Genomic DNA, 19,855 nt, shown 5'->3' with positions numbered 1-19,855 from the left:
TGGATAAATCTGTGGGAAAGCCTGGGACAGACCGCTGTACACGGCATGGATGAAAGCGTTGCGCCATCACCCCTGTAATCCGCGGCTCGATCTCCCTTCCAAGTTGCCCCCAATCCGTGGGGAAAGCCCTGTGGATAACATGCGCATACCCTGCCCCAAGGCGTCTGGCACGTGGCTTTGCGAGTCTTGTACGTTTTTTGATCAGTGGCTGCGGCGCTTGCTGGCAGCGTGTCTGGCGGGCATGCTGCAAGGCTTGCCGACGGCATCCCCACTTCGAAGGAGAACAGCATGACTTCCACGGTATTCATCACAGGCGCGACTTCCGGTTTTGGCGAAGCCTGTGCGCGGCGCTTTGCCGAGGCCGGCTGGTCGCTGGTGCTCACGGGCCGCCGCCAGGAACGCCTCGATGCGCTGTGCGCCGAGCTGTCGGCAATCACCAAGGTGCATGGCCTGGTGCTGGACGTGCGTGACCGCAAGGCCATGGAAGAGGCGATCGCCTCGCTGCCACCGGAGTTCGCCACGCTGCGTGGCCTGGTCAACAACGCGGGGCTGGCCCTGGGGACCGATCCTGCGCAGAAGTGCGACCTGGATGACTGGGAAACCATGGTCGACACCAATATCAAGGGCCTGATGTTCAGCACCCGCCTGCTGCTGCCACGCCTGATCGCCCATGGCCGCGGCGCGACCATCCTCAACGTGGGTTCGGTGGCGGGCAACTATCCCTACCCGGGCAGCCACGTCTATGGCGGCACCAAGGCATTCGTCGGCCAGTTCTCGCTGAGCCTGCGCTGTGACCTGCAGGGCACTGGCGTACGGGTGAGCAACATCGAGCCGGGTCTGTGCGAAAGCGAGTTCTCGCTGGTGCGCTTCGGCGGTGACCAGTCGCGCTACGACGCCACCTACGCGGGCGCCGAGCCGATCCAGCCCCAGGACATCGCCGAGACCATCTTCTGGATTCTCAACCAGCCGGCGCACATCAACATCAACAGCCTGGAGCTGATGCCGGTGAGCCAGTCGTGGGCAGGCTTCGCCATCGACCGCTCCGCCAAGGCGTAAGGTTCACGCCAGGCGCTGCAGCCCTTCGAGGCAGGTGGCCAGGTGATAGGGCGTGGTCGAAGGCATGTCATGCCGGCTGACCGCCCCACTGGCGTCGCGGCACTCGTGCCAGCCGCCGGCATGCAGGAAGCGCTCTTCAAGCGCCGCCAGCTGCGCCAGCAGGCTGGCCGCATTTCCCGGGCGCAATGCCAGGGCGCGCAGGTACTCGGCCTGGGCCCAGATACGCTGGGTGGCGTCGAGCACCTGGCCATCCACGGCGAGCATCGCCAGCACCGCGGTGTCCTTCACCCCAAGCGCTTCGGCGTGGGCAAAGGCGCGGCTGATCGAGGCGTGCAGCGCACTGCCGCGTAGCAGCCCTGAGGTTTCGAGCAGGTAGAACCACTCGAACTGGTGACCAGGCTCGAACCAGTTATCCACAGCCCCGCGAGGCTTTTCCAGCATCACGCCGTGCTGCGGGTCGATGAAGTGTGTCTGCAGGGCTTCGCACAGGTGTTCAAGGCGTTCCTGTACGGCAGCGTCATCGCGTACCGCCAGTACTTGCAGAAAGGCCTCGGCCAGGTGCATCTGCGGGTTTTGCAGCGGTCCGCTGCCCAGGTCCGACCAGTCTTCGCCCAGGCTCGCCTCGAACAGGCCATCGTCGCGGGCAAAGCGCTCGGTCACGACGCTGAGCGCCGCGTTGAGGGTGGACTCGACCAGTGGCTCGCGCACCTTGCCCCAGTAATGCGCGCAGGCGAAGACGATGAAGGCATGGGTGTAGAGGTCCTTGCGCCGGTCCAGCGGCTGGCCCTGGGCGTCGATGCTGTAGAACCAGCCGCCATGCTCGGCGTCGTGGAAATGCCGTCGCAGCGAGCGGAACAGCGCGGCCGCGCGTTCGGCGGCGCCGGGCTGCTCGATGCGGCTGCTGAACAGGTACAGCTGGCGCGCGCAGGCCATGGCCCGGTAGCGCTGCGCCGGTAACGGGCGCTGCTGGTCGTCAAGCGCCTCGAAGGGCAGCGCCAGGTCCGCGTTCCACCCCGGGCCTTGCCACAGCGGCACGATGCGCTCGGCAAGGTGCCGGCTGAATCGGTCGAGGCGGGTGTGCAGTTCGGGCAGGGAAGGGCGGGGGTCGGACATGGAAGCGCTCGTCGCTATCGGGCAATGCGCGCAATGGTAGCAGGAATGCGCCCGCTAGACCGGGTGACGCAAGCCCTGCCAGTGGCGCGCGCCGACGAAGATGAAGCGCAGCTGCTGGATGATCTTTTCCTGCGGGCTGATCGTTTGCGCATCAAAAGGGGCTGGGGTGTCGATTAGTTCGGGCAGGGTGGCGAACACGGTCTTGACCACCAGGTCGGCCATGACCGTCAGCGCGTCGGCGTCCAGGTGTTGCCAGCGCGGCATGCGCGCAAGGTCGGTGGCAAGGTCGCTGCTGATGTCCTGGCGCAACCGGCCGATGGCCTGGCGCACGGCCTGCGAGCCGCCGTATTGCTCACGTGCCAGGAACAGGAATTGCGCCCGATGGGCGGCAACCACGCCGAGAAAGATGCGAACGGAGGCATCGGTGATGCCGCCCATCTCGAATTCGTTCTGCCGCACCAGGCGGATGGTCTGGCGAAAGGTCGCATCTACTTCGCCAACCAGCGCCAGGCCCAGCGCGTCCATGTCGGTGAAGTGACGGTAGAAGCCGGTGGGCACGATGCCCGCCGTCCTGGCCACCTCCCGCAGGCTGATACCCCCGAACCCACGGCCGCTCTCCATCAGCTGGCAGGCAGCATCGAGCAGGGCCTGGCGGGTCTGTAGTTTCTGTTCGGCACGCGGCAGCATGGGGCAGGTATCGATGGCGGTACGGGCCAGCACTCTAGTTAAAAAAACGGAGCCCGGTCAATGGACCGGGCTCGGGAGGAGGTTTACCGCGACTGGGCGGCGTGCGGTTTTCGGGCATGGGGATCAGCTCGCACGGCTGTTTTCGATCAGGCGGTCGGAGCCACCTTCGGCGATGCGGTCGCTGTTTTCGATCAGGCGGTCGGAGCCACCTTCGGCGATGCGTTCACTGCGTTCGATCAGGCGGTCGGAGCCACCTTCGGCGATGCGTTCACTACGCTCTATCAGTCGATCAGAGCCACCCTCGGCAACGGTTTTCAGCGGTTGGGCGATCTCGGCCGAGCTGGAACGGGATTCGGCGGTCAGGTGCAGGTCGTCGGCCGGCAGGGCAAAGGCGTTGGCGGCCAGGATGGACAGGGACAGGCTCAGCAGCAGTTGGCGTTTCATGATCAGTGCTCCTCGGTGGGTGCTGGAAAGTGGCTACGAGGGCAATGCTACGCTTGGGAGCGCCAGGGAAAAGTTCATACGGGTAATGGTAACCATCGACGCTATTGATATTGGCTCTCAGACGCTCTGGCGCCGTATCCGCGGGCGTTTGCCAAGGGCACGGCGCAATAAAAATCCCCTTATGATGCCCGCCGACTAAACCCTGCGGGCTTTCATCAGTCCGACTTATTGTGTGCCACGTCGGCCCGCGCCAGAACCTTGCTGTCATCAGGAGAACCACGCAATGACGCGCCCCGCCAGAATCATTTCCTGGATCCTCGCCACCCTGCTCGTGCTGGTGGCCGTGCTGGTGGTCGTCATCGCCACGTTCGACTGGAACCGCGTGAAGCCGATCCTCAACGAGAAGGTCTCCGAGGCCTTGAACCGGCCATTCGCCATCAACGGCAACCTCGACGTCAAATGGCAGCGCGAGCCCGAGGAAGGCGGGTGGCGGGCCTGGGTGCCATGGCCGCGTTTCCTGGCCGACGACTTGACCCTGGGCAACCCTGACTGGCTCAAGGAGCCGCAGATGGTTGGCCTTGAGCATGTCGAGTTTCGTCTGTCGCCGTTGCCGCTGCTGCTGCAGCAGATCGTCATCCCGCGCATCGACCTGACCAAGCCCACGGCCAGCCTGACCCGCCTGGCGGATGGCCGGGCCAACTGGAATTTCGACTTCGGGCCCAAGGATGAAAACGCCGAGCCCTCGAAATGGGTGCTGGACATTGGCGCCATCGGTTTCGATCAGGGCAATGTCAGCTTCGACGACCAGACTCTCAAGAGCAGCGTCAAGGTGCAGATCGACCCGCTCGGCAAGCCGATCCCGTTCAGCGAGATCGTCGGCAAGGCCAGCGCGGAGAAGGCCGGCGGCGCCCAGGATTATGCCTTTGGGTTGAAATTCGAGGGTCGCTACAAGGGCCAGCCGCTTTCGGGCAACGGCAAGATCGGCGGCTTGCTGGCGCTGCAGGATGCCACCCAGCCCTTCCCCCTGCAGGCCGACGTGCGCATCGCCGACACCCATGTGGTGCTGGCCGGCACCCTGACCGACCCGCGCAACCTCGGCGCCCTCGACCTACGCCTGCGCCTGTCGGGTGCAAGCCTGGGCAATCTTTATCCGCTGACCGGCGTGACACTGCCTGACTCGCCGGCCTATTCAACCGACGGTCACCTGCTGGCCAACCTGCAGGATCCGAAGGGCGCGACCTTCCGCTACGAGGGGTTCAACGGCAAGATCGGCGACAGCGATATCCATGGCGACCTGGCGTTCGTCTCCAGCCAGCCCCGCCCCAAGCTGACCGGCAAGCTGGTCTCCAACCAGTTGCTGTTCAAGGACCTGGCCCCGCTGATCGGCGCGGATTCCAACGCCGAGCAGAAGGCCCGTGGGGGTGCCAGCAAGCAGCCCACCGACAAGGTGCTGCCGGTCGAGGAATTCCGCACCGAACGCTGGCGCGCCATGGATGCCGATGTCACCTTCAGTGGCAAGCGCATCGTCCATAGCGAGGACTTGCCGTTCAACGACCTGTCTGCCCATGTGCTGCTTGAAGATGGTCTTCTGCGCCTGGCGCCTCTGCGCTTTGGCGTGGCGGGTGGCAACCTCGACGCGAGGATCCGCCTGGACGGTCGCAGCGTGCCCTTGCAGGGCCGCGCGCAGCTCACCGCCCGCGGTTTCAAGCTCAAGCAGCTGTTCCCCACCTTCGCCCCCATGCAGACCAGCTTTGGCGAGCTCAACGGCGACGCCGACCTCACAGGCCGCGGCAACTCGGTCGCGGCGCTGCTCGGTACCTCCAGCGGCGAGTTGCGCCTGCTGATCAACGATGGCGCGATCAGCGGCAGCCTGATGGAGATCGCCGGCCTCAACGTGGGCAACTACGTGGTCGACAAGCTGTTCGGTGATGAAGAGGTGAAGATCAACTGCGCGGCGGCCGATGTCGGGATCAAGGATGGGCTGGCGACGACGCGGCTGTTTCTGTTCGATACCGAGAACGCCATCATCCATGTCAACGGCACCGCCAACTTCGCCAGCGAGAAACTGGACCTGAAGATCGCGCCTGAGTCCAAGGGGGTAAGGCTGTTCTCGCTGCGCTCGCCGCTCTACGTGCGGGGCACCTTCGCCAAGCCGAGCGCGGGCGTGCAGGCCGTGCCCCTGGCATTGCGCGGGGCTGGCATGGTCGCGCTGGGGGTCACCGTAGGCCCGGCCGCCGGGCTGCTGGCGCTGATCGCGCCCAGTGGCGGCGAGCCCAACCAGTGCACGCCGCTGTTGCAGCGGATGAAGGCTGGCCAGGCGCCTCGGGAGGTCAAGGCGAAGCCGTAGAAGGGATTCAAGGGTAACTGGCTGCACTCGGTGCTTCCTGCCACCACCGCGCAACACGGTAACCCTGCGCCCCAGCGAGGGCTACGCCCTCGATCGCGGCACAAGGCGCGCTCCCACAAGGGACTGCTTCGCAGTCCCAGACGCAGCTGCGCGGCTGCGCCAGCAGAGAGGCTTCGGGCAAGTAGTGACGCCCATGAAAAAGGCCAGCGATGCTGGCCTTTTTCTGGCGAAACCTCAGGTCCGGTCACAGCCCCTGCAGCAAGTCCGCCATGTCATCGGCATGCTCTTCTTCCTGCGCCAGGATATCTTCGAAGATACGCCGCGTGGTGGGGTCCTGCTCGCCGATGTAGCGGATGATCTCGCGGTAGCTGTCGATCGCGATCCGCTCGGCCACCAGGTCTTCCAGCACCATCTCCTTGAGAGTGGCACCCGCCACGTACTGGGCGTGCGAGTTGCGGCTCAGGTTGTCAGGGTTGAAGTCCGGCTCGCCACCCAGTTGCACGATACGCTCGGCCAGGCGGTCGGCATGCTCCATTTCCTGGTTCGCGTGCTCAAGGAACTCGTCGGCCGCAACGCTGGCCTTGATACCGCTGGCCATGAAGTAATGGCGCTTGTAGCGCAGGGTGCAGACCAGCTCGGTGGCCAGCGATTCGTTCAGAAGACGCAGGATCTGCTGACGGTCGGCGGTGTAGCCTTCGGTCACGGCGCCTTGCTCGACGTGCTGGCGCGCACGGGCGCGCAGGGTTTGTACGTCGGTCAGTTCAACATTGCTCATGTGCTGTCTCCAGGCAATCAGGTTGGATAATCACGGTGGTTCGAGAGGATCAGGCGCCGGGGGCGGCTTGCCGGTCTTCTTCGCGTTGTTTGCAGGTCTTGAAGCCCTTCGCATCGACGTGGCCTGTAGCGTCGAAACGCACGTAGTAAGGCTGCTGCTTGCCGTCGCGGTTGAGAATGTAGTCGTTGCAGGTGCCCCCGTTCGGCAGGTCGATCACAAAGGACGGGCTGCCGCCAATGGCGATGACTTTCTGCATGGTCATGCCGTGCTCGACCTGCTTGACCAGCGGCTGGTCACGGTAGGTGACGTAGTCCACCGGGTTTTCCGGACGGCTGCCACAGGCGGCGAGGGTGGCGCTGGCCAGAAGGATTGCCAGGGTCTGCTTGTACATGGTCCCGCTCCTTGCTCAGGGTTCGTTCAGATTGGAACCGCACGCGGCGCCAGGAGTTCGATTGCGGTCGTCCGCTTGCGCCCGTAATGTTGGCGACTGGCCACTGGGCGGGAAGAGCAGCGATGAACACGGATCTGGCCACGCGTTATCCACTGGTGCTGGTGCCGGGCATGCTCGGTTTCGTGCGCCTGGTGCTGTATCCCTACTGGTTCGGCATCGTCCCGGCCCTGCGCCGCGGCGGGGCGCAGGTGTTTCCGGTGCAGGTTTCGCCGCTGCACGGCGAGGCGGTGCGCGGCGAACAGTTACTGGCGATCATCGAGGACATCTGCCAGCGCACCGGCGCGGCGCGGGTCAACCTGCTCGGCCACAGCCAGGGCGCACTGACCGCTCGCTACGCCGCGGCCAAGCGCCCGGACCGGGTCGCCTCGGTCACCTCCATCGCCGGCCCGAACCACGGCTCGGAGCTGGCCGACTACCTGGAACGCAAGGCGCCAGGTGACTCCCCGCAAGGCCGTGTGCTCAAAGCGCTGCTCTACGCGCTGGCTGTGGTGATGGCCTGGCTGGAAACCGGCTGGCGCCGCGAGCGGCTGCCGATCGATGTGCACGCTTCGCACCAGGCGCTCACCAGCGCCGGGGCGGCCCTGTTCAACCAGGCTTATCCCCAGGGGCTGCCGACTGCCTGGGGCGGGGAGGGACCGCCGCAAGTCAACGGCGTGCGCTACTACTCATGGTCTGGCACCTTGCAGCCAGGGCTTACCGACCGGGGCCGCAACCGCTTCGACGGCAGCAATCGCTTCTGTCGCCTGTTCGCCCGCACCTTCGTCAAGGAACCCGGCCAATGCGACGGCTTGGTCGGGCGTTTCAGCTCGCACCTGGGCCAGGTGATCGGCGACGACTACCCGCTGGACCACCTGGATATCGTCAACCAGTCGCTCGGCGCTGTGGGCAAGGGCGCCGAGCCGGTGCGGCTGTTCACCGAGCATGCGGCCAGGCTGAAGGCCGTGGGGCTGTAGGATTTTGCGGCTTTTGGACTGCGTAGATTCGGCCGGTGTCAGCGGTGTTGTCTACACTCAGGCCACTACGCGCACCCGGCGCGCAGACAAGGAGACAACTCCATGAAGATGGCGCGTGTGTCGCTGCTGCTGGCAGGCCTGTTGATCAGTGCGCAAGGATTTGCCGCCAACACCCAGCAGGAAAAAATGGCCGGCTGCAACGCCGAGGCCACGACCAAGGCCCTCAAGGGCGATGAGCGCAAGGCGTACATGAGCACCTGCCTCAAGGCCAAGCCCATGACCTCGCAGGAACGCATGAAAAAATGCAACGCCGATGCCACCACCAAGGCGCTCAAGGGTGATGAGCGCAAGGTCTACATGAGCGAATGCCTCAAGAACAAATGATCCAGCGGTGAGCGGCGTGCTGGCTGACTGCTGGCAAGCCCCTATGCCTGCCTCCTGAAGGCTGGCAGACTGCGCCTTTTCCGCAGTTGCCTTCCGAGGTTGTATGACCTTCACTGCCCGCCAGATCACCCTGGCCAGCTGGATCATCGTATTCACCGGCCTGCTGCTGGCCTTGCCACTCAAGCTGCTGCCCAGCCTGCTCGCCGGGTTGCTGGTGTTCGAGCTGGTCAACATGCTTACCCCACGCCTGCAACCGCTGATCGCCGGGCAGCGCGCCCGCTGGCTGGCGGTGGCCTTGCTCGGCACGCTGGTGGTCAGCACCCTGACCTTGCTGTTTGCCGGCGCGTTCAGCTTCCTGCTGCACGAGGCGGAAAACCCTGGTGCCTCGCTGGACCGTTTCATGATTCTCGTCGATCAGGCGCGCAGCCAGTTGCCGCCGTTCATCGACGCTTACCTGCCGGCCAGCGCGGCGGAGTTCAAGGTGGCCATCGGCGACTGGCTCAAGACACATCTGGGCGAGCTGCAACTGGTGGGCAAGGGCGCGGCGCACATGTTCGTGACCTTGCTGATCGGCATGATCCTCGGCGCCATCGTCGCCCTGCAGCGGATTCCCGATGTCACCCGGCGCAAGCCCCTGGCAGCGGCCTTGTTCGACCGCCTGAACCTGCTGGTCAAGGCCTTTCGCAACATCGTCTTCGCGCAGATCAAGATCTCGCTGCTCAACACCTTCTTCACCGGTATCTTCCTGGCGGTGATCTTCCCGCTGTTCGATGTCCACCTGCCGCTGACCAAGACGCTTATCGTCCTGACCTTCCTGCTCGGCCTGTTGCCGGTGATCGGCAACCTGATCTCCAACACCCTGATCACCATCGTCGGGCTGTCGATGTCGATCTGGGTGGCGGTTGCCGCGCTGGGCTACCTGATTGTCATCCACAAGGTCGAGTATTTCCTCAACGCGCGGATCGTCGGCGGGCAGATCAGCGCCAAGTCTTGGGAGCTGCTGCTGGCGATGCTGGTGTTCGAGGCCGCGTTCGGCCTGCCGGGGGTGGTGGCAGGACCGATCTACTACGCGTACCTGAAGAGCGAGTTGCGGCGGGTGGAACTGGTGTAGGCGCTTTCGCGCCTCAGACCACGCCGTAGCGCTTGCGCGCTTCGATCGCCAGGCCGCTGCCGATGCTGCCGAAAATGTTGCCTTCGACATGGCGGGCGTTAGGCAGCATGGCCGCGACGCTCTGGCGCAGGGCGGGGATGCCGCTGGAGCCACCGGTGAAGAACACCGTGTCGACTTGGGCGACGCCCACGCCCGCCTTGGCCAGCAGCTCGGTGACGCTGCCGCGGACACGCTCGAGCAGGCTGTCGATGGCCTCTTCGAAGACCGCGCGGGTCAGGTCGACGGCAAGGGCAGGCTCGATGCGCCCAAGGTCCACCTTACGGCTGTCCGCTTCGGTCAGCTCGATCTTGCTCGCTTCCACTTCCATCGCCAGCCAGTGCCCGGCGCGCTGGTCGATCAGCTTGAACAGGCGATCGATGCCCAAGGTGTCCTCGATGTCGTAGCGCATGCTGCCCAGCGCCAGCTGGGATTTCTGCGAGTACACCGAGTTGATGGTGTGCCAGGTGGCGAGGTTCAGGTGATAGCTGGTCGGCATCAGCGCCTGGCTCTTCATCCGGCTGCCGTAGCCGAACAACGGCATCACGCCTTGCAGGCTGAGCTGCTTGTCAAAGTCGGTCCCGCCGATGTGCACGCCGCCGGTGGCGAGGATGTCGCCATGGCGGTCATCAACCAGATGGCGCTCCGGTGCCAGACGCACCAGGGAAAAGTCCGAGGTACCCCCGCCGATATCGACAATCAGCACCAGCTCTTCACGATCAATGCCCGACTCATAGTCGAAGGCCGCGGCGATGGGCTCGTACTGGAAGGAGACGTCCTTGAAGCCGATCTTGCGGGCGACCTCGGCCAAGGTGTTCTCGGCCTCCTGGTCGGCGGCTGGATCGTCGTCGACGAAGAACACGGGCCGGCCTAGCACCACCTCGTCGAAGCTGCGGCCCGAGTTGGCTTCGGCACGGTTCTTCAGCTCGCTGATGAACATCCCCAGCAGGTCCTTGAACGGCAGGGCGGTGCCCAGCACGCTGGTGTCATGCTTGATCAGCTTGGAGCCCAGCAGGCTCTTGAGCGAGCGCATCAGACGGCCTTCGTAGCCTTCCAGATACTCGTTCAGGGCCATGCGGCCATAGGCCGGCCGGCGCTCTTCGATATTGAAGAAGACCACCGAGGGCAGGGTGATCTTGCCGTCTTCCAGGGCGATCAGCGACTCGACCCCCGGGCGGTGCCAGCCGACCGTGGAGTTGGAGGTGCCGAAGTCGATGCCGCAGGCGCGGGCCGGGGATACGTCAGACATTACGAAAAGCTTCCGGAGGCAAAACGGCCGCGCATTTTATGCCAGTGGCCAGCAGAAGCAAGACCGATTGTCTGCGTGTGGCGAAGCCAAGGACACCTTGAACGGCTATGCTTGGTCCCTATCTTCTGATGCAGTGAACATTTTGACGGTGATGGCGTAGATGGACTTCAAAGACTATTACAAGATACTGGGCGTGGAGCCGACGGCGGATGACAAGGCGATCAAAGCCGCGTACCGCAAGCTTGCCCGCAAGTATCACCCTGACGTCAGCAAGGAGCGTGACGCCGAGGACAAGTTCAAGGAAGCCAACGAGGCCTATGAGGCCTTGAGCAACCCTGACAAACGCGCCGAATATGACCAGATTCGCAAATACGGCCAGCACGGGCGGCCGTTCCAGGGGCCGCCGGGCTGGGAAAGCCGTGGCGCTGGGGGTGGTGGCTTCGAGAATGGCGATTTTTCAGACTTTTTCAGTTCGATCTTCGGTGCCCGTGGCGGCAGCCCCTTTGGTCGTGGTCAGCAACGCAGCACGGGCAGGCGAGGGCAGGACGTGGAAATGGAACTGGCGATCTTCCTTGAAGAGACGCTGAGCACCGAGTCGAAGAAGATCAGCTTCCAGGTGCCGCAGTACAACGGCAGCGGCCAGCGCACCGGTCACACCACCAAGACGCTGAACGTGAAGATCCCGGCCGGGGTCAGCGATGGCGAGCGCATCCGCCTCAAGGGCCAGGGCGCCCCGGGCGCGGGCGGCGGCGCCAATGGCGACCTGTTCCTGACCATCCGCATGGCACCGCATCCGCTGTTCGACGTCGAAGGACACGACCTGATCATCACCGTGCCCCTGGCGCCCTGGGAGGCGGCACTGGGCACCAAGGTGGCGGTGCCGACCCTCACCGGCAAGATCAACCTGACCATTCGTCCTGACAGCCAGAGCGGCCAGCGCCTGCGCGTCAAGGGCATGGGGCTGGCCAACAAGCAGGGCCAGCGCGGCGACCTGTATGCCCAGCTCAAGGTGGTCATGCCCAGCCTGTCCGACGCCGCCACGCGCGAGCTGTGGAACCGGCTGGCGGAGCAAGCAGCTTTCAATCCGAGGACTCAATGGAGTAGTTGACCATGAGCAGCACCCTGATCGTTCAGCTGGACATGCGAACCCTCTGCCAGGAAGCCGATCTCACGGCGGACTGCGTGATCGAGATCGTTGAGCACGGCATCGTCGAACCGTTGGGGCGAACCCCGGAGGACTGGTTGTTCGACGATCAGGCTCCGGTGCTGCTCAAGCGCGCGGCCAAGCTTCACCAGGAGCTTGAGCTCGAGTGGGAAGGCGTGGCGCTGGCGCTGGAACTGCTGGACGAGGTGCAGCACCTGCGCAGCGAGAACGTGATGCTCAGGCAGCGCCTGGGCAGGTTCATCCAGACCTGACTTTTCAGGGCCGGTCCATCCTGTGGGGGCGGGCTGGTCCTGTGATCGGCTGCTATTGCCCGGGCTTGGCCCCGGGGTTCAGCATCAGTTGCATGAATGTCAGGTCCAGCCACTTCCCGAACTTCACCCCCACCTGCGGCATCTGCCCGGTCACCACGAATCCTTGCCGCTCATGCAGGCGGATCGACGCTGCGTTGCCGCTCTCGATGGCGGCAACCATCACATGCTTGCCGCATGCCTTCGCCCGCTCGATCAAGGCCGCCATCAATACCGGCCCCAGGCCCTTGCCGCGCTGGTCACCGCGAATGTACACCGAGTGCTCGACGCTGTACCGAAAGCCTTCGAACGGCCGCCAGTCGCCGAACGAGGCGTAGCCAAGCACCCCGCTGTCATCCGCCGCCACCAGGATCGGGTAACCCTGCTGCTGGCGCGCCTCGAACCAGGCCTGGCGGTTGGCCAGGTCGACCGGTTTTTCGTTCCAGATCGCCGTGGTGTTGAGCACGGCGTCGTTGTAGATGTCGAGGATGCCCGGCAGATCCTGGGGCAGGGCATCGCGGATCGATTGACTCATGACTGCTTCTCGCTAGGGGACTGGCCGCAGGTTAAATGGTTACCAGCCCGCGCACACCTTCGGCCTGCATGTTTTCGCCGCGTCCGCGCTGGACGATTTCGCCGCGCGACATCACCAGGTACTGGTCGGCCAGTTCCTCGGCAAAGTCGTAGAACTGCTCGACCAGCAGGATGGCCATGTCGCCTTGGGCCGCGAGCTTGCGAATCACCGCGCCGATCTCCTTGATCACCGAAGGCTGGATGCCTTCGGTGGGCTCATCGAGAATCAGCAGGCGCGGGCGGCTGGCCAGGGCGCGGCCGATGGCCAGCTGTTGCTGCTGCCCGCCCGACAGGTCGCCGCCACGGCGATGCTTCATCTGTTCCAGTACCGGGAACAGCTCGTAGATGAACGCTGGCACTTCGCGGGCATCTCGCGCCTTGAAACGCGACAGGCCCATCAGCAGGTTCTCCTCGACGGTCAGGCGCGGGAAGATTTCGCGGCCCTGGGGCACATAGGCGATCCCGGCGTGCACCCGCTGCTGGGGCTTGAGCGTGGTGATCGCCCTGCCTTCCCAGTGCACGCTGCCTTCGCGCGCGGGCAGCAGGCCCATCAGGCAGCGCAACAGGGTGGTCTTGCCCACGCCGTTGCGCCCGAGCAGGCAGGTGACTTCGCCGACCTTGGCCTCGAAGGACAGGCCGCGCAGGATATGGCTGCCGCCGTAGTATTGGTGCAGGGTGTCGATTTTCAGCATGGGGATTTTCCTTGAATGCCTAGCGGCCCAGATAGACTTCGATCACCCGCTCATCCTCCTGCACCTGCGCGAGCGACCCTTCGGCCAGCACGCTGCCTTGGTGCAGCACGGTCACGTGGTCGGCGATGCTGCCGACAAACCCCATGTCGTGCTCGACCACCATCAGCGAGTGCTTGCCAGCCAGGCCCTTGAACAGCTCGGCGGTAAACTCGGTCTCGGCATCGGTCATGCCTGCCACCGGTTCGTCGAGCAGCAGCAGTTGCGGGTCCTGCATCAGCAGCATGCCGATCTCCAGGAACTGCTTCTGTCCGTGCGAGAGCAGGCCCGCCGGGCGGTGCGCCAACGCCTGCAGCCGCAGGGTGTGCATGACCTCGTCGATGCGCTGACGCTGCTCGTCATCGAGCCGCGCCAGCAAGCAGGCCCACACCGACTTGTCGGTCTTCTGCGCCAGCTCAAGATTCTCGAAGACCGTCAGCGCCTCGAACACCGTGGGCTTCTGGAACTTGCGGCCGATGCCGGCCTGGGCGATCTGCACCTCGCTCATGCGGGTCAGGTCGAGGGTTTCGCCAAACCAGGCGCTGCCGCTGTCGGGGCGCGTCTTGCCGGTGATCACGTCCATCAAGGTGGTCTTGCCGGCACCATTGGGGCCGATGATGCAGCGCAGCTCGCCCACGCCGATGTACAGGTTCAGGCCATTGATGGCCTTGAAACCGTCGAAACTGACGTTGATGTCCTCCAGCGTCAGCACGGTGCCATGGCGAACGTTCAGACCGGGCTTGCGCCGCTGACCGAGGCCGATCGCGTCGCGGCCGGAACCCTCGAGGTCGGTAGGGTAGAACAGCGGTTCGAGCATGAATTCCGGATGCACCGGCGAGATGGGCAGGCTTCTCATGCGTGGTTCCTCTTTTTCAGCAGGCCGATCACGCCTTTGGGCAGGTACAGGGTCACGACGATGAACAGCGCACCCAGGAAGAACAGCCAGAACTCAGGAAACGCCACGGTGAACCAGCTCTTCATGCCGTTGACCAGGCCGGCGCCGAGCAGCGGCCCGATCAGGGTTCCACGTCCGCCAAGCGCCACCCACACGGCCGCTTCGATGGAGTTGGTCGGCGACATCTCGCTCGGGTTGATGATGCCCACCTGTGGCACGTACAACGCCCCGGCCAGGCCGCACAGCACGGCGCTCAGCACCCACACGAGCAGCTTGAAGCCGCGTGGGTCGTAGCCGCTGAACATCAGGCGGTTCTCGGCATCGCGCAGCGCGGTGAGCACCCGGCCGAACTTGCTGCGCGCCAGGCACCAGCCCAGGTACAGGCTGGCCAGCAGCAGTGCCACGGTCAGCAGGAACAGCACCGCGCGCGTGCCTTGCGAGGCGATGTCGAAGCCCAGGAGGGTGCGGAAACTGGTAAAGCCGTTGTTGCCGCCAAATCCTGTTTCGTTGCGGAAGAACAACAGCATGCCGGCGAAGGTCAGGGCCTGGGTCATGATCGAGAAGTACACGCCCTTGATCCGCGAGCGGAAGGCGAACCAGCCGAACACCAGCGCCAGCAGCCCAGGCGCGAGCACCACCAGGCACAGGGCCCAGGCGAAATGCTGGGTGCCAGCCCAGTACCACGGCAACTCGGTCCACGACAGGAAGGTCATGAATGCCGGCAGGCTGTCGCCCGAGGCCTGGCGCATCAGGTACATGCCCATCGCATAGCCGCCCAGGGCAAAGAACAGCCCATGGCCCAGCGACAGCAGCCCGGCGTAGCCCCAGACCAGGTCCAGGGCCAGGGCGACGATGGCATAGCAAAGGATCTTGCCGACCAGCGTCAGGGTATAGGCCGAGACCTGCAGGCTGTGCCCGGCCGGGAGCAGTGACAGCAAGGGCAGGGCCAGCAGCACCAGGACGATGACAGCGCCGATCGTCAGGGTGAGGCGCGGGCCGGCTTTTTGGGTGGCGGTGACAAGCAGAGGCTGGTTCATCAGTCGATTACCCGTCCCTTGAGGGCGAACAGGCCTTGCGGACGCTTCTGGATGAACAGAATGATCAGCGCAAGGATGAGGATCTTGCCGAGCACCGCACCAATCTGCGGCTCCAGCAGCTTGTTGGCGATACCCAGGCCGAAGGCGGCCCACAGGGTGCCGGCCAGTTGCCCGACGCCGCCGAGCACCACCACCAGGAACGAGTCGATGATGTAGCTCTGGCCCAGGTCCGGGCCGACGTTGCCGACCTGGCTCAGCGCCACGCCGCCGAGCCCGGCGATGCCGGAGCCCAGGCCGAAGGCAAGCATGTCGACGCGCCCGGTGCTGACGCCGCAGCAGGCCGCCATGTTGCGGTTCTGGGTGACGGCGCGCACGTTCAGGCCCAGCCGCGTGCGGTTGAGCAGCAGCCAGGTGAGCAGCACAACCGCCAGGGCGAAGCCGATGATCACCATGCGGTTGTAGGGCAGGACCAGGTTGGGCAGCACCTGCAGCCCCCCGGACAGCCAGCCCGGATTGCTGACCTCGACGTTCTGCGCGCCGAACAGCAGGCGAATCGCCTGGATCAGGATCAGGCTGATGCCCCAGGTCGCCAGCAGGGTTTCCAGCGGACGGCCATACAGGTGCCGGATGACGGTGCGCTCCAGCAGCATGCCAACCCCGGCGCTGACGGCGAAGGCCACCGGCAGGGCCATCAGCGGGTAGAACTCGATCGCGTCGGGCGCCAGGCGCTGCACCAGCACCTGGACCATGTAGGTGCTGTAGGCGCCGAGCATCAGCATCTCGCCATGGGCCATGTTGATCACCCCCAGCAAGCCGAAGGTGATCGCCAGGCCAAGCGCCGCCAGCAGCAGGATCGAGCCCAGTGACAGGCCGCTGAAGGCCTGGCCGAGCAGTTCACCGATGAACAGTTTGTGTTCGACCTGGGCAAGGCTGGTTTCGGCGGCGGTGCGCACGGCGGCGTCGGTTTCGGCGCCGGGTTCGAGCAGGGCCTGCAGGCGGGTGCGGGCCTGGGGATCGCCGGTTTCACCGAGCAGGCGCACCGCGGCCAGGCGCACGGACGGCTCGCTGGCGGCCAGTTGCAGATTGGCCAGGGCCAGGCTCAGCGCGGCGCGCACGGCGGCATCGGCTTCGATCGCGAGTCGGCGGTCGAGGAACGCGACTTGGGCCGGTTGCGCGCTTCGTTGCAACTGCTGGGCGGCCGACAGGCGTACGCGGGTATCGTCGCTGAGCATCTGGTGGCTGGCCAGGGCATTGTCGATCAGGCCGCGCAGGCGGTTGTTCAAGCGTACCTTGCGCGTGTCGTCGACGGCGATGCGGCCTTGCTTGAGCTCGCCCAGCAGGGTGAGGCGCGCCGGGTCGGGTTGCGCCGCCCAGTCCTGGAGCAGGCGGGCCTGGTCCGCCGGTTTGGAGGACAGGAAGAATTCGCCCTCGCTGGCGTGGGCGGCCAGGGGGAGCAGGAGTAGCAGGAGCAGGGTGTAGAGGGCTTTGGGCATGGGAAATCTCTGCCGGGGGGGTGGATTGTTGTCGTCTGTCAGGCCCCCTTCGCTGGCAAGCCAGCTCTCACAGATACAGCGCCGTCCTTGGGTTCAACACCGGACCTGTGGGAGCTGGCTTGCCAGCGAAGGGGCCACTACAGATGGCCCCGCTTTCTCAATTCCCCTTCACCGCATAATCCGGCCGCTTGTCATTGCCCGGGATGAACGGGCTCCACGGCTGCGCGCGCAGCGGCTGCCCGGTTTCCCAGACCACGCTGAACTGCCCGTCATCCTGGATCTCGCCGATCATCACTGGCTTGTGCAGGTGGTGATTGGTCTTGTCCATGGTCAGGGTGTAGCCCGAGGGCGCCTTGAAACTCTGGCCCGCCAGGGCCTCGCGCACCTTGTCGACGTCGGTGGACTTGGCTTTTTCCGCTGCCTGGGCCCACATATGGATGCCGACGTAGGTGGCCTCCATCGGGTCGTTGGTCACGGCCTTGTCGGCGCCCGGCAGGTTCTTGGCCTTGGCGTAGGCTTTCCAGTCCGCGACGAACTTCTGGTTGACCGGGTTATCCACCGACTCGAAGTAGTTCCACGCCGCCAGGTGCCCGACCAGGGGCTTGGTGTCGATGCCGCGCAGCTCCTCTTCACCCACGGAGAAGGCGACCACCGGCACGTCGGTGGCTTTCAGGCCCTGGTTGGCCAGCTCCTTGTAGAACGGCACGTTGGAGTCGCCGTTGACCGTGGAGATGACCGCGGTCTTGCCGCCCGCCGAGAACTTCTTGATGTTGGCGACGATGGTCTGGTAATCGCTGTGGCCGAACGGCGTGTACACCTCTTCGATGTCCTTGTCGGCCACGCCCTTGCTGTGCAGGAAGGCGCGCAGGATCTTGTTGGTGGTACGCGGGTAGACGTAGTCGGTGCCGAGCAGGAAGTAGCGCTTGGCGCCGCCGCCGTCTTCGCTCATCAGGTATTCCACCGCCGGGATGGCCTGCTGGTTCGGCGCGGCGCCGGTGTAGAACACGTTTGGCGAGAGTTCCTCACCCTCGTACTGCACGGGGTAGAACAGCAGCCCGTTGAGCTCCTCGAACACCGGCAGCACCGACTTGCGCGACACCGAGGTCCAGCAGCCGAACACCACCGCGACCTTGTCCTGGGTCAGCAACTGGCGGCTCTTCTCGGCGAACAGCGGCCAGTTCGACGCCGGGTCGACGACGACCGGTTCCAGCATCTTGCCGTTGACCCCGCCCTGGGCGTTGATCTGCTCGATGGTCATCAGCGCCATGTCCTTGAGTGAGGTCTCGGAAATCGCCATGGTGCCCGACAGCGAATGCAGGATGCCGACCTTGATGGTCTCGGCGGCCTGCAGGGTCCAGCTCATCCCCATGGCGGCCAGGCCTGCGCTTAAGGTGAAGGCCTTGATCAGACTGCGACGCTTCATGTGCTCTCTCCGTTGTTATTCGAGTGTTGGCGACTCGAGGAGAGGCTTTGCAAGGGGTGTGCCGACTTGTCCGAACGGTCAAGCATGCATGTTCTGGAGGATCACCCGGCGGTCAGTGCACCGCCATGGTGTACAGGGGAATGCAGGTTGCGCCGTACTGGTGCGCAACCTGCGGCAGGCTCAATCGGCCTGGGAGGGCATTGCCTGGAGGCGCGCACGGCGCATGTACCGGTAGGTCACGGCCAGCAGCAGGAACCACACCGGGGTGACGATCAACGCCTTGCGCGTGTCGTCCTCAAGGCTCAGAAGCACCAGGATGAAGCCGAAGAAGGCCAGGCACACCAGGCACATGAAGCGTCCGCCAGGCATCTTGTAGGTCGATGCCTGGTGCAGGGCGGCGCGCTGCTTGCGGTACTTGAGGTACGACAGCAGGATCATCGACCAGACGAACATGAACAGGATCGCCGACACGGTCGTCACCAGCGTGAAGGCTTCGACCAGGTTGGGGATCACGTAGATCATCGCGGCGCCCAGCAGCAGGCAGGTGCAGGAGAAGTACAGGCCATTGGCCGGCACGCGGCGGCTGGACAGCCTCTCGAAGGCCTTCGGCGCGTCGCCTTCCTGGGCCAGGCCGTAGAGCATGCGGCTGGTGGAGAATACGCCGCTGTTGGCCGACGAGGCGGCCGAGGTCAGCACCACGAAGTTGATCAGGCTGGCCGCGGCCGGCAGGCCCGCCAGGACGAACAGCTCGACGAACGGGCTTTTGCCCGGCACCACGTCGCGCCACGGGGTGACGGCCATGATGGCGACGAGCGCGAGCACGTAGAACATGATGATGCGGATCGGGATCGAGTTGATCGCCCGCGGCAGGGTGCGCTCGGGGTCCTTGGCTTCGGCGGCGGTGGTGCCGACCAGTTCGATGCCGACGAAGGCGAACACGGCGATCTGGAAGCCTGCGAAAAAGCCCATCAGGCCGTGGGGGAACATGCCGTCGTCATTCCACAGGTTGGCCAGGCTCGCGGTGCGTCCGGCCGGCGACTCGAAGCCGCTGAAGACCATGTACAGACCCGTGGCGACCAGGCCGAGAATTGCCACGATCTTGATCAGCGCGAACCAGAACTCGATCTCGCCGAACATTTTCACGGTGATCAGGTTCAGCGACAACAGCACGCCCACGCAGGCCAGCGCAGGTATCCACTGAGGCAGGTCGGGGAACCAGAACTGCGTGTAGGCAGCGATGGCGATCACATCGGCGATGCCGGTGATGACCCAGCAGAACCAGTAGGTCCAGCCGGTGAAATAGCCTGCCCAGGGGCCGAGCAGATCGGCGGAGAAGTCGATGAACGACTTGTAGTTCAAGTTCGACAGCAGCAGTTCGCCCATGGCGCGCATGACGAAGAACAGCATGAAGCCGATGATCATGTAGACGAAGATGATCGACGGACCTGCCAGGCTGATGGTCTTTCCCGAGCCCATGAACAGGCCGGTGCCGATGGCGCCACCGATGGCGATCAGCTGGATATGGCGATTGGTCAGGTTGCGTTGCAGGTGATTGCCGTCGTGCGGCGCGGATGAGGTCCGGGTCATGGGCTGCATTCCATTGAGGGTCAGTCTTCTTGTGAAAGCCGGCTAGGCTATCACGCCCCCC

Annotated in this window: 20 protein-coding genes; 7 read left to right on the top strand and 13 right to left on the bottom strand. The window is 64.7% G+C overall.

Annotated elements, in window-relative coordinates:
* Window positions 1-288: 288 nt before the first annotated feature.
* Window positions 289-1,056, top strand: a complete 768-nt coding sequence (locus VJS90_RS16470) for an SDR family oxidoreductase (RefSeq protein ID WP_324122712.1) — start codon at window positions 289-291, stop codon at window positions 1,054-1,056.
* Window positions 1,057-1,059: 3 nt separating this feature from the next.
* On the opposite strand, the gene VJS90_RS16465 is transcribed toward VJS90_RS16470, so the two are convergent.
* The 3 genes from VJS90_RS16465 to VJS90_RS16455 all read right to left on the bottom strand — a co-directional run bounded on the left by VJS90_RS16465 (window position 1,060) and on the right by VJS90_RS16455 (window position 3,300).
* Window positions 1,060-2,169 carry an AGE family epimerase/isomerase gene (locus tag VJS90_RS16465; protein WP_324122711.1) on the bottom strand — a complete coding sequence of 370 codons (1,110 nt, stop codon included), beginning with the start codon at window positions 2,167-2,169 and terminating at the stop codon, window positions 1,060-1,062.
* A gap of 54 nt (window positions 2,170-2,223) precedes the next feature.
* Window positions 2,224-2,856 carry a TetR family transcriptional regulator gene (locus VJS90_RS16460; protein WP_324122710.1) on the bottom strand — a complete coding sequence of 211 codons (633 nt, stop codon included), beginning with the start codon at window positions 2,854-2,856 and terminating at the stop codon, window positions 2,224-2,226.
* A 123-nt stretch (window positions 2,857-2,979) separates the two neighbouring features.
* Window positions 2,980-3,300, bottom strand: coding sequence for a hypothetical protein (locus tag VJS90_RS16455; RefSeq protein ID WP_324122709.1), 321 nt, complete (start codon window positions 3,298-3,300; stop codon window positions 2,980-2,982).
* Between the two features lie 283 nt (window positions 3,301-3,583).
* Here VJS90_RS16455 and VJS90_RS16450 point away from each other — a divergent pair, with 283 nt between their 5' ends.
* The gene (locus VJS90_RS16450) at window positions 3,584-5,647 is read left to right on the top strand and encodes an AsmA family protein (protein ID WP_324122708.1); all 2,064 of its coding nucleotides are present in this window, start codon (window positions 3,584-3,586) and stop codon (window positions 5,645-5,647) included.
* A gap of 244 nt (window positions 5,648-5,891) precedes the next feature.
* On the opposite strand, the gene VJS90_RS16445 is transcribed toward VJS90_RS16450, so the two are convergent.
* Together VJS90_RS16445 and osmE are read right to left on the bottom strand one after the other, a co-directional pair.
* Window positions 5,892-6,422 (bottom strand): ferritin-like domain-containing protein, encoded by a 531-nt coding sequence (locus VJS90_RS16445; protein WP_324122707.1) that lies wholly within the window; start codon window positions 6,420-6,422, stop codon window positions 5,892-5,894.
* Between the two features lie 49 nt (window positions 6,423-6,471).
* Window positions 6,472-6,813, bottom strand: coding sequence for an osmotically-inducible lipoprotein OsmE (gene osmE, locus VJS90_RS16440; RefSeq protein ID WP_158461070.1), 342 nt, complete (start codon window positions 6,811-6,813; stop codon window positions 6,472-6,474).
* Between the two features lie 122 nt (window positions 6,814-6,935).
* Here osmE and VJS90_RS16435 point away from each other — a divergent pair, with 122 nt between their 5' ends.
* The 3 genes from VJS90_RS16435 (at window position 6,936) to VJS90_RS16425 (ending at window position 9,321) form a co-directional block, all read left to right on the top strand.
* Window positions 6,936-7,826 (top strand): triacylglycerol lipase, encoded by an 891-nt coding sequence (locus VJS90_RS16435; protein WP_324122706.1) that lies wholly within the window; start codon window positions 6,936-6,938, stop codon window positions 7,824-7,826.
* A 102-nt stretch (window positions 7,827-7,928) separates the two neighbouring features.
* Window positions 7,929-8,210 carry a PsiF family protein gene (locus tag VJS90_RS16430; RefSeq protein ID WP_324122705.1) on the top strand — a complete coding sequence of 94 codons (282 nt, stop codon included), beginning with the start codon at window positions 7,929-7,931 and terminating at the stop codon, window positions 8,208-8,210.
* Between the two features lie 103 nt (window positions 8,211-8,313).
* A complete protein-coding gene (locus tag VJS90_RS16425; protein ID WP_324122704.1) occupies window positions 8,314-9,321 on the top strand; it encodes a hypothetical protein in 1,008 nt (335 codons plus the stop codon).
* Window positions 9,322-9,334: 13 nt separating this feature from the next.
* Here the strand turns inward: VJS90_RS16425 and VJS90_RS16420 are convergent, their stop codons facing one another.
* On the bottom strand, window positions 9,335-10,606 hold the full coding sequence (locus VJS90_RS16420; RefSeq protein ID WP_324122703.1) for an Hsp70 family protein: 1,272 nt from the start codon (window positions 10,604-10,606) through the stop codon (window positions 9,335-9,337).
* Window positions 10,607-10,766: 160 nt separating this feature from the next.
* On the opposite strand from VJS90_RS16420, the gene cbpA reads away from it, so the two are divergent.
* Entirely contained in the window at window positions 10,767-11,714 is a 948-nt protein-coding gene (cbpA, locus tag VJS90_RS16415; protein WP_324122702.1) for a curved DNA-binding protein, read from the top strand.
* A gap of 2 nt (window positions 11,715-11,716) precedes the next feature.
* Complete coding sequence (locus tag VJS90_RS16410) at window positions 11,717-12,022, top strand: chaperone modulator CbpM (RefSeq protein WP_324122701.1); 306 nt, start codon at window positions 11,717-11,719, stop codon at window positions 12,020-12,022.
* 52 nt (window positions 12,023-12,074) lie between these two features.
* Here the strand turns inward: VJS90_RS16410 and VJS90_RS16405 are convergent, their stop codons facing one another.
* The 7 genes from VJS90_RS16405 to cycA form a co-directional block, all read right to left on the bottom strand.
* Window positions 12,075-12,593 carry a GNAT family N-acetyltransferase gene (locus VJS90_RS16405; protein ID WP_324122700.1) on the bottom strand — a complete coding sequence of 173 codons (519 nt, stop codon included), beginning with the start codon at window positions 12,591-12,593 and terminating at the stop codon, window positions 12,075-12,077.
* Between the two features lie 31 nt (window positions 12,594-12,624).
* The gene (gene urtE / locus VJS90_RS16400; RefSeq protein WP_324122699.1) at window positions 12,625-13,323 is read right to left on the bottom strand and encodes an urea ABC transporter ATP-binding subunit UrtE; all 699 of its coding nucleotides are present in this window, start codon (window positions 13,321-13,323) and stop codon (window positions 12,625-12,627) included.
* Between the two features lie 19 nt (window positions 13,324-13,342).
* On the bottom strand, window positions 13,343-14,215 hold the full coding sequence (gene urtD / locus VJS90_RS16395) for an urea ABC transporter ATP-binding protein UrtD (protein WP_324122698.1): 873 nt from the start codon (window positions 14,213-14,215) through the stop codon (window positions 13,343-13,345).
* A complete protein-coding gene (gene urtC / locus VJS90_RS16390; RefSeq protein ID WP_324122697.1) occupies window positions 14,212-15,291 on the bottom strand; it encodes an urea ABC transporter permease subunit UrtC in 1,080 nt (359 codons plus the stop codon). The genes urtD and urtC overlap by 4 nt, the downstream gene beginning before the upstream one ends.
* Window positions 15,291-16,784: an urea ABC transporter permease subunit UrtB gene (urtB, locus tag VJS90_RS16385; RefSeq protein WP_324122696.1), complete on the bottom strand. Its 1,494-nt coding sequence runs from the start codon at window positions 16,782-16,784 to the stop codon at window positions 15,291-15,293. The genes urtC and urtB overlap by 1 nt, the downstream gene beginning before the upstream one ends.
* A gap of 157 nt (window positions 16,785-16,941) precedes the next feature.
* Window positions 16,942-18,207, bottom strand: a complete 1,266-nt coding sequence (gene urtA / locus VJS90_RS16380) for an urea ABC transporter substrate-binding protein (protein ID WP_324122695.1) — start codon at window positions 18,205-18,207, stop codon at window positions 16,942-16,944.
* 180 nt (window positions 18,208-18,387) lie between these two features.
* Entirely contained in the window at window positions 18,388-19,794 is a 1,407-nt protein-coding gene (gene cycA / locus VJS90_RS16375; RefSeq protein ID WP_324122694.1) for a D-serine/D-alanine/glycine transporter, read from the bottom strand.
* Window positions 19,795-19,855: the final 61 nt, after the last annotated feature.

Origin of the sequence: Pseudomonas sp. (assembly GCF_035277045.1) — a bacterium.
Classification (GTDB): Bacteria; Pseudomonadota; Gammaproteobacteria; order Pseudomonadales; family Pseudomonadaceae; genus Aquipseudomonas.
This window is presented reverse-complemented; position numbering and strand designations above follow the sequence as displayed.

Excerpts from the sequence above, each read along its gene's own strand:
- VJS90_RS16465 (WP_324122711.1), bottom strand. The coding sequence starts at position 2,169 with ATGTCCGACCCCCGCCCTTCCCTGCCCGAACTGCACACCCGCCTCGAC.
- cycA (WP_324122694.1), bottom strand. The coding sequence starts at position 19,794 with ATGACCCGGACCTCATCCGCGCCGCACGACGGCAATCACCTGCAACGC.
- VJS90_RS16470 (WP_324122712.1), top strand. The coding sequence starts at position 289 with ATGACTTCCACGGTATTCATCACAGGCGCGACTTCCGGTTTTGGCGAA.
- VJS90_RS16455 (WP_324122709.1), bottom strand. The coding sequence starts at position 3,300 with ATGAAACGCCAACTGCTGCTGAGCCTGTCCCTGTCCATCCTGGCCGCC.
- osmE (WP_158461070.1), bottom strand. The coding sequence starts at position 6,813 with ATGTACAAGCAGACCCTGGCAATCCTTCTGGCCAGCGCCACCCTCGCC.
- urtD (WP_324122698.1), bottom strand. The coding sequence starts at position 14,215 with ATGAGAAGCCTGCCCATCTCGCCGGTGCATCCGGAATTCATGCTCGAA.
- urtE (WP_324122699.1), bottom strand. The coding sequence starts at position 13,323 with ATGCTGAAAATCGACACCCTGCACCAATACTACGGCGGCAGCCATATC.
- VJS90_RS16420 (WP_324122703.1), bottom strand. The coding sequence starts at position 10,606 with ATGTCTGACGTATCCCCGGCCCGCGCCTGCGGCATCGACTTCGGCACC.
- VJS90_RS16410 (WP_324122701.1), top strand. The coding sequence starts at position 11,717 with ATGAGCAGCACCCTGATCGTTCAGCTGGACATGCGAACCCTCTGCCAG.
- VJS90_RS16450 (WP_324122708.1), top strand. The coding sequence starts at position 3,584 with ATGACGCGCCCCGCCAGAATCATTTCCTGGATCCTCGCCACCCTGCTC.
- VJS90_RS16425 (WP_324122704.1), top strand. The coding sequence starts at position 8,314 with ATGACCTTCACTGCCCGCCAGATCACCCTGGCCAGCTGGATCATCGTA.
- VJS90_RS16435 (WP_324122706.1), top strand. The coding sequence starts at position 6,936 with ATGAACACGGATCTGGCCACGCGTTATCCACTGGTGCTGGTGCCGGGC.
- urtC (WP_324122697.1), bottom strand. The coding sequence starts at position 15,291 with ATGAACCAGCCTCTGCTTGTCACCGCCACCCAAAAAGCCGGCCCGCGC.
- urtB (WP_324122696.1), bottom strand. The coding sequence starts at position 16,784 with ATGCCCAAAGCCCTCTACACCCTGCTCCTGCTACTCCTGCTCCCCCTG.
- VJS90_RS16405 (WP_324122700.1), bottom strand. The coding sequence starts at position 12,593 with ATGAGTCAATCGATCCGCGATGCCCTGCCCCAGGATCTGCCGGGCATC.
- VJS90_RS16460 (WP_324122710.1), bottom strand. The coding sequence starts at position 2,856 with ATGCTGCCGCGTGCCGAACAGAAACTACAGACCCGCCAGGCCCTGCTC.
- cbpA (WP_324122702.1), top strand. The coding sequence starts at position 10,767 with ATGGACTTCAAAGACTATTACAAGATACTGGGCGTGGAGCCGACGGCG.
- VJS90_RS16430 (WP_324122705.1), top strand. The coding sequence starts at position 7,929 with ATGAAGATGGCGCGTGTGTCGCTGCTGCTGGCAGGCCTGTTGATCAGT.
- urtA (WP_324122695.1), bottom strand. The coding sequence starts at position 18,207 with ATGAAGCGTCGCAGTCTGATCAAGGCCTTCACCTTAAGCGCAGGCCTG.
- VJS90_RS16445 (WP_324122707.1), bottom strand. The coding sequence starts at position 6,422 with ATGAGCAATGTTGAACTGACCGACGTACAAACCCTGCGCGCCCGTGCG.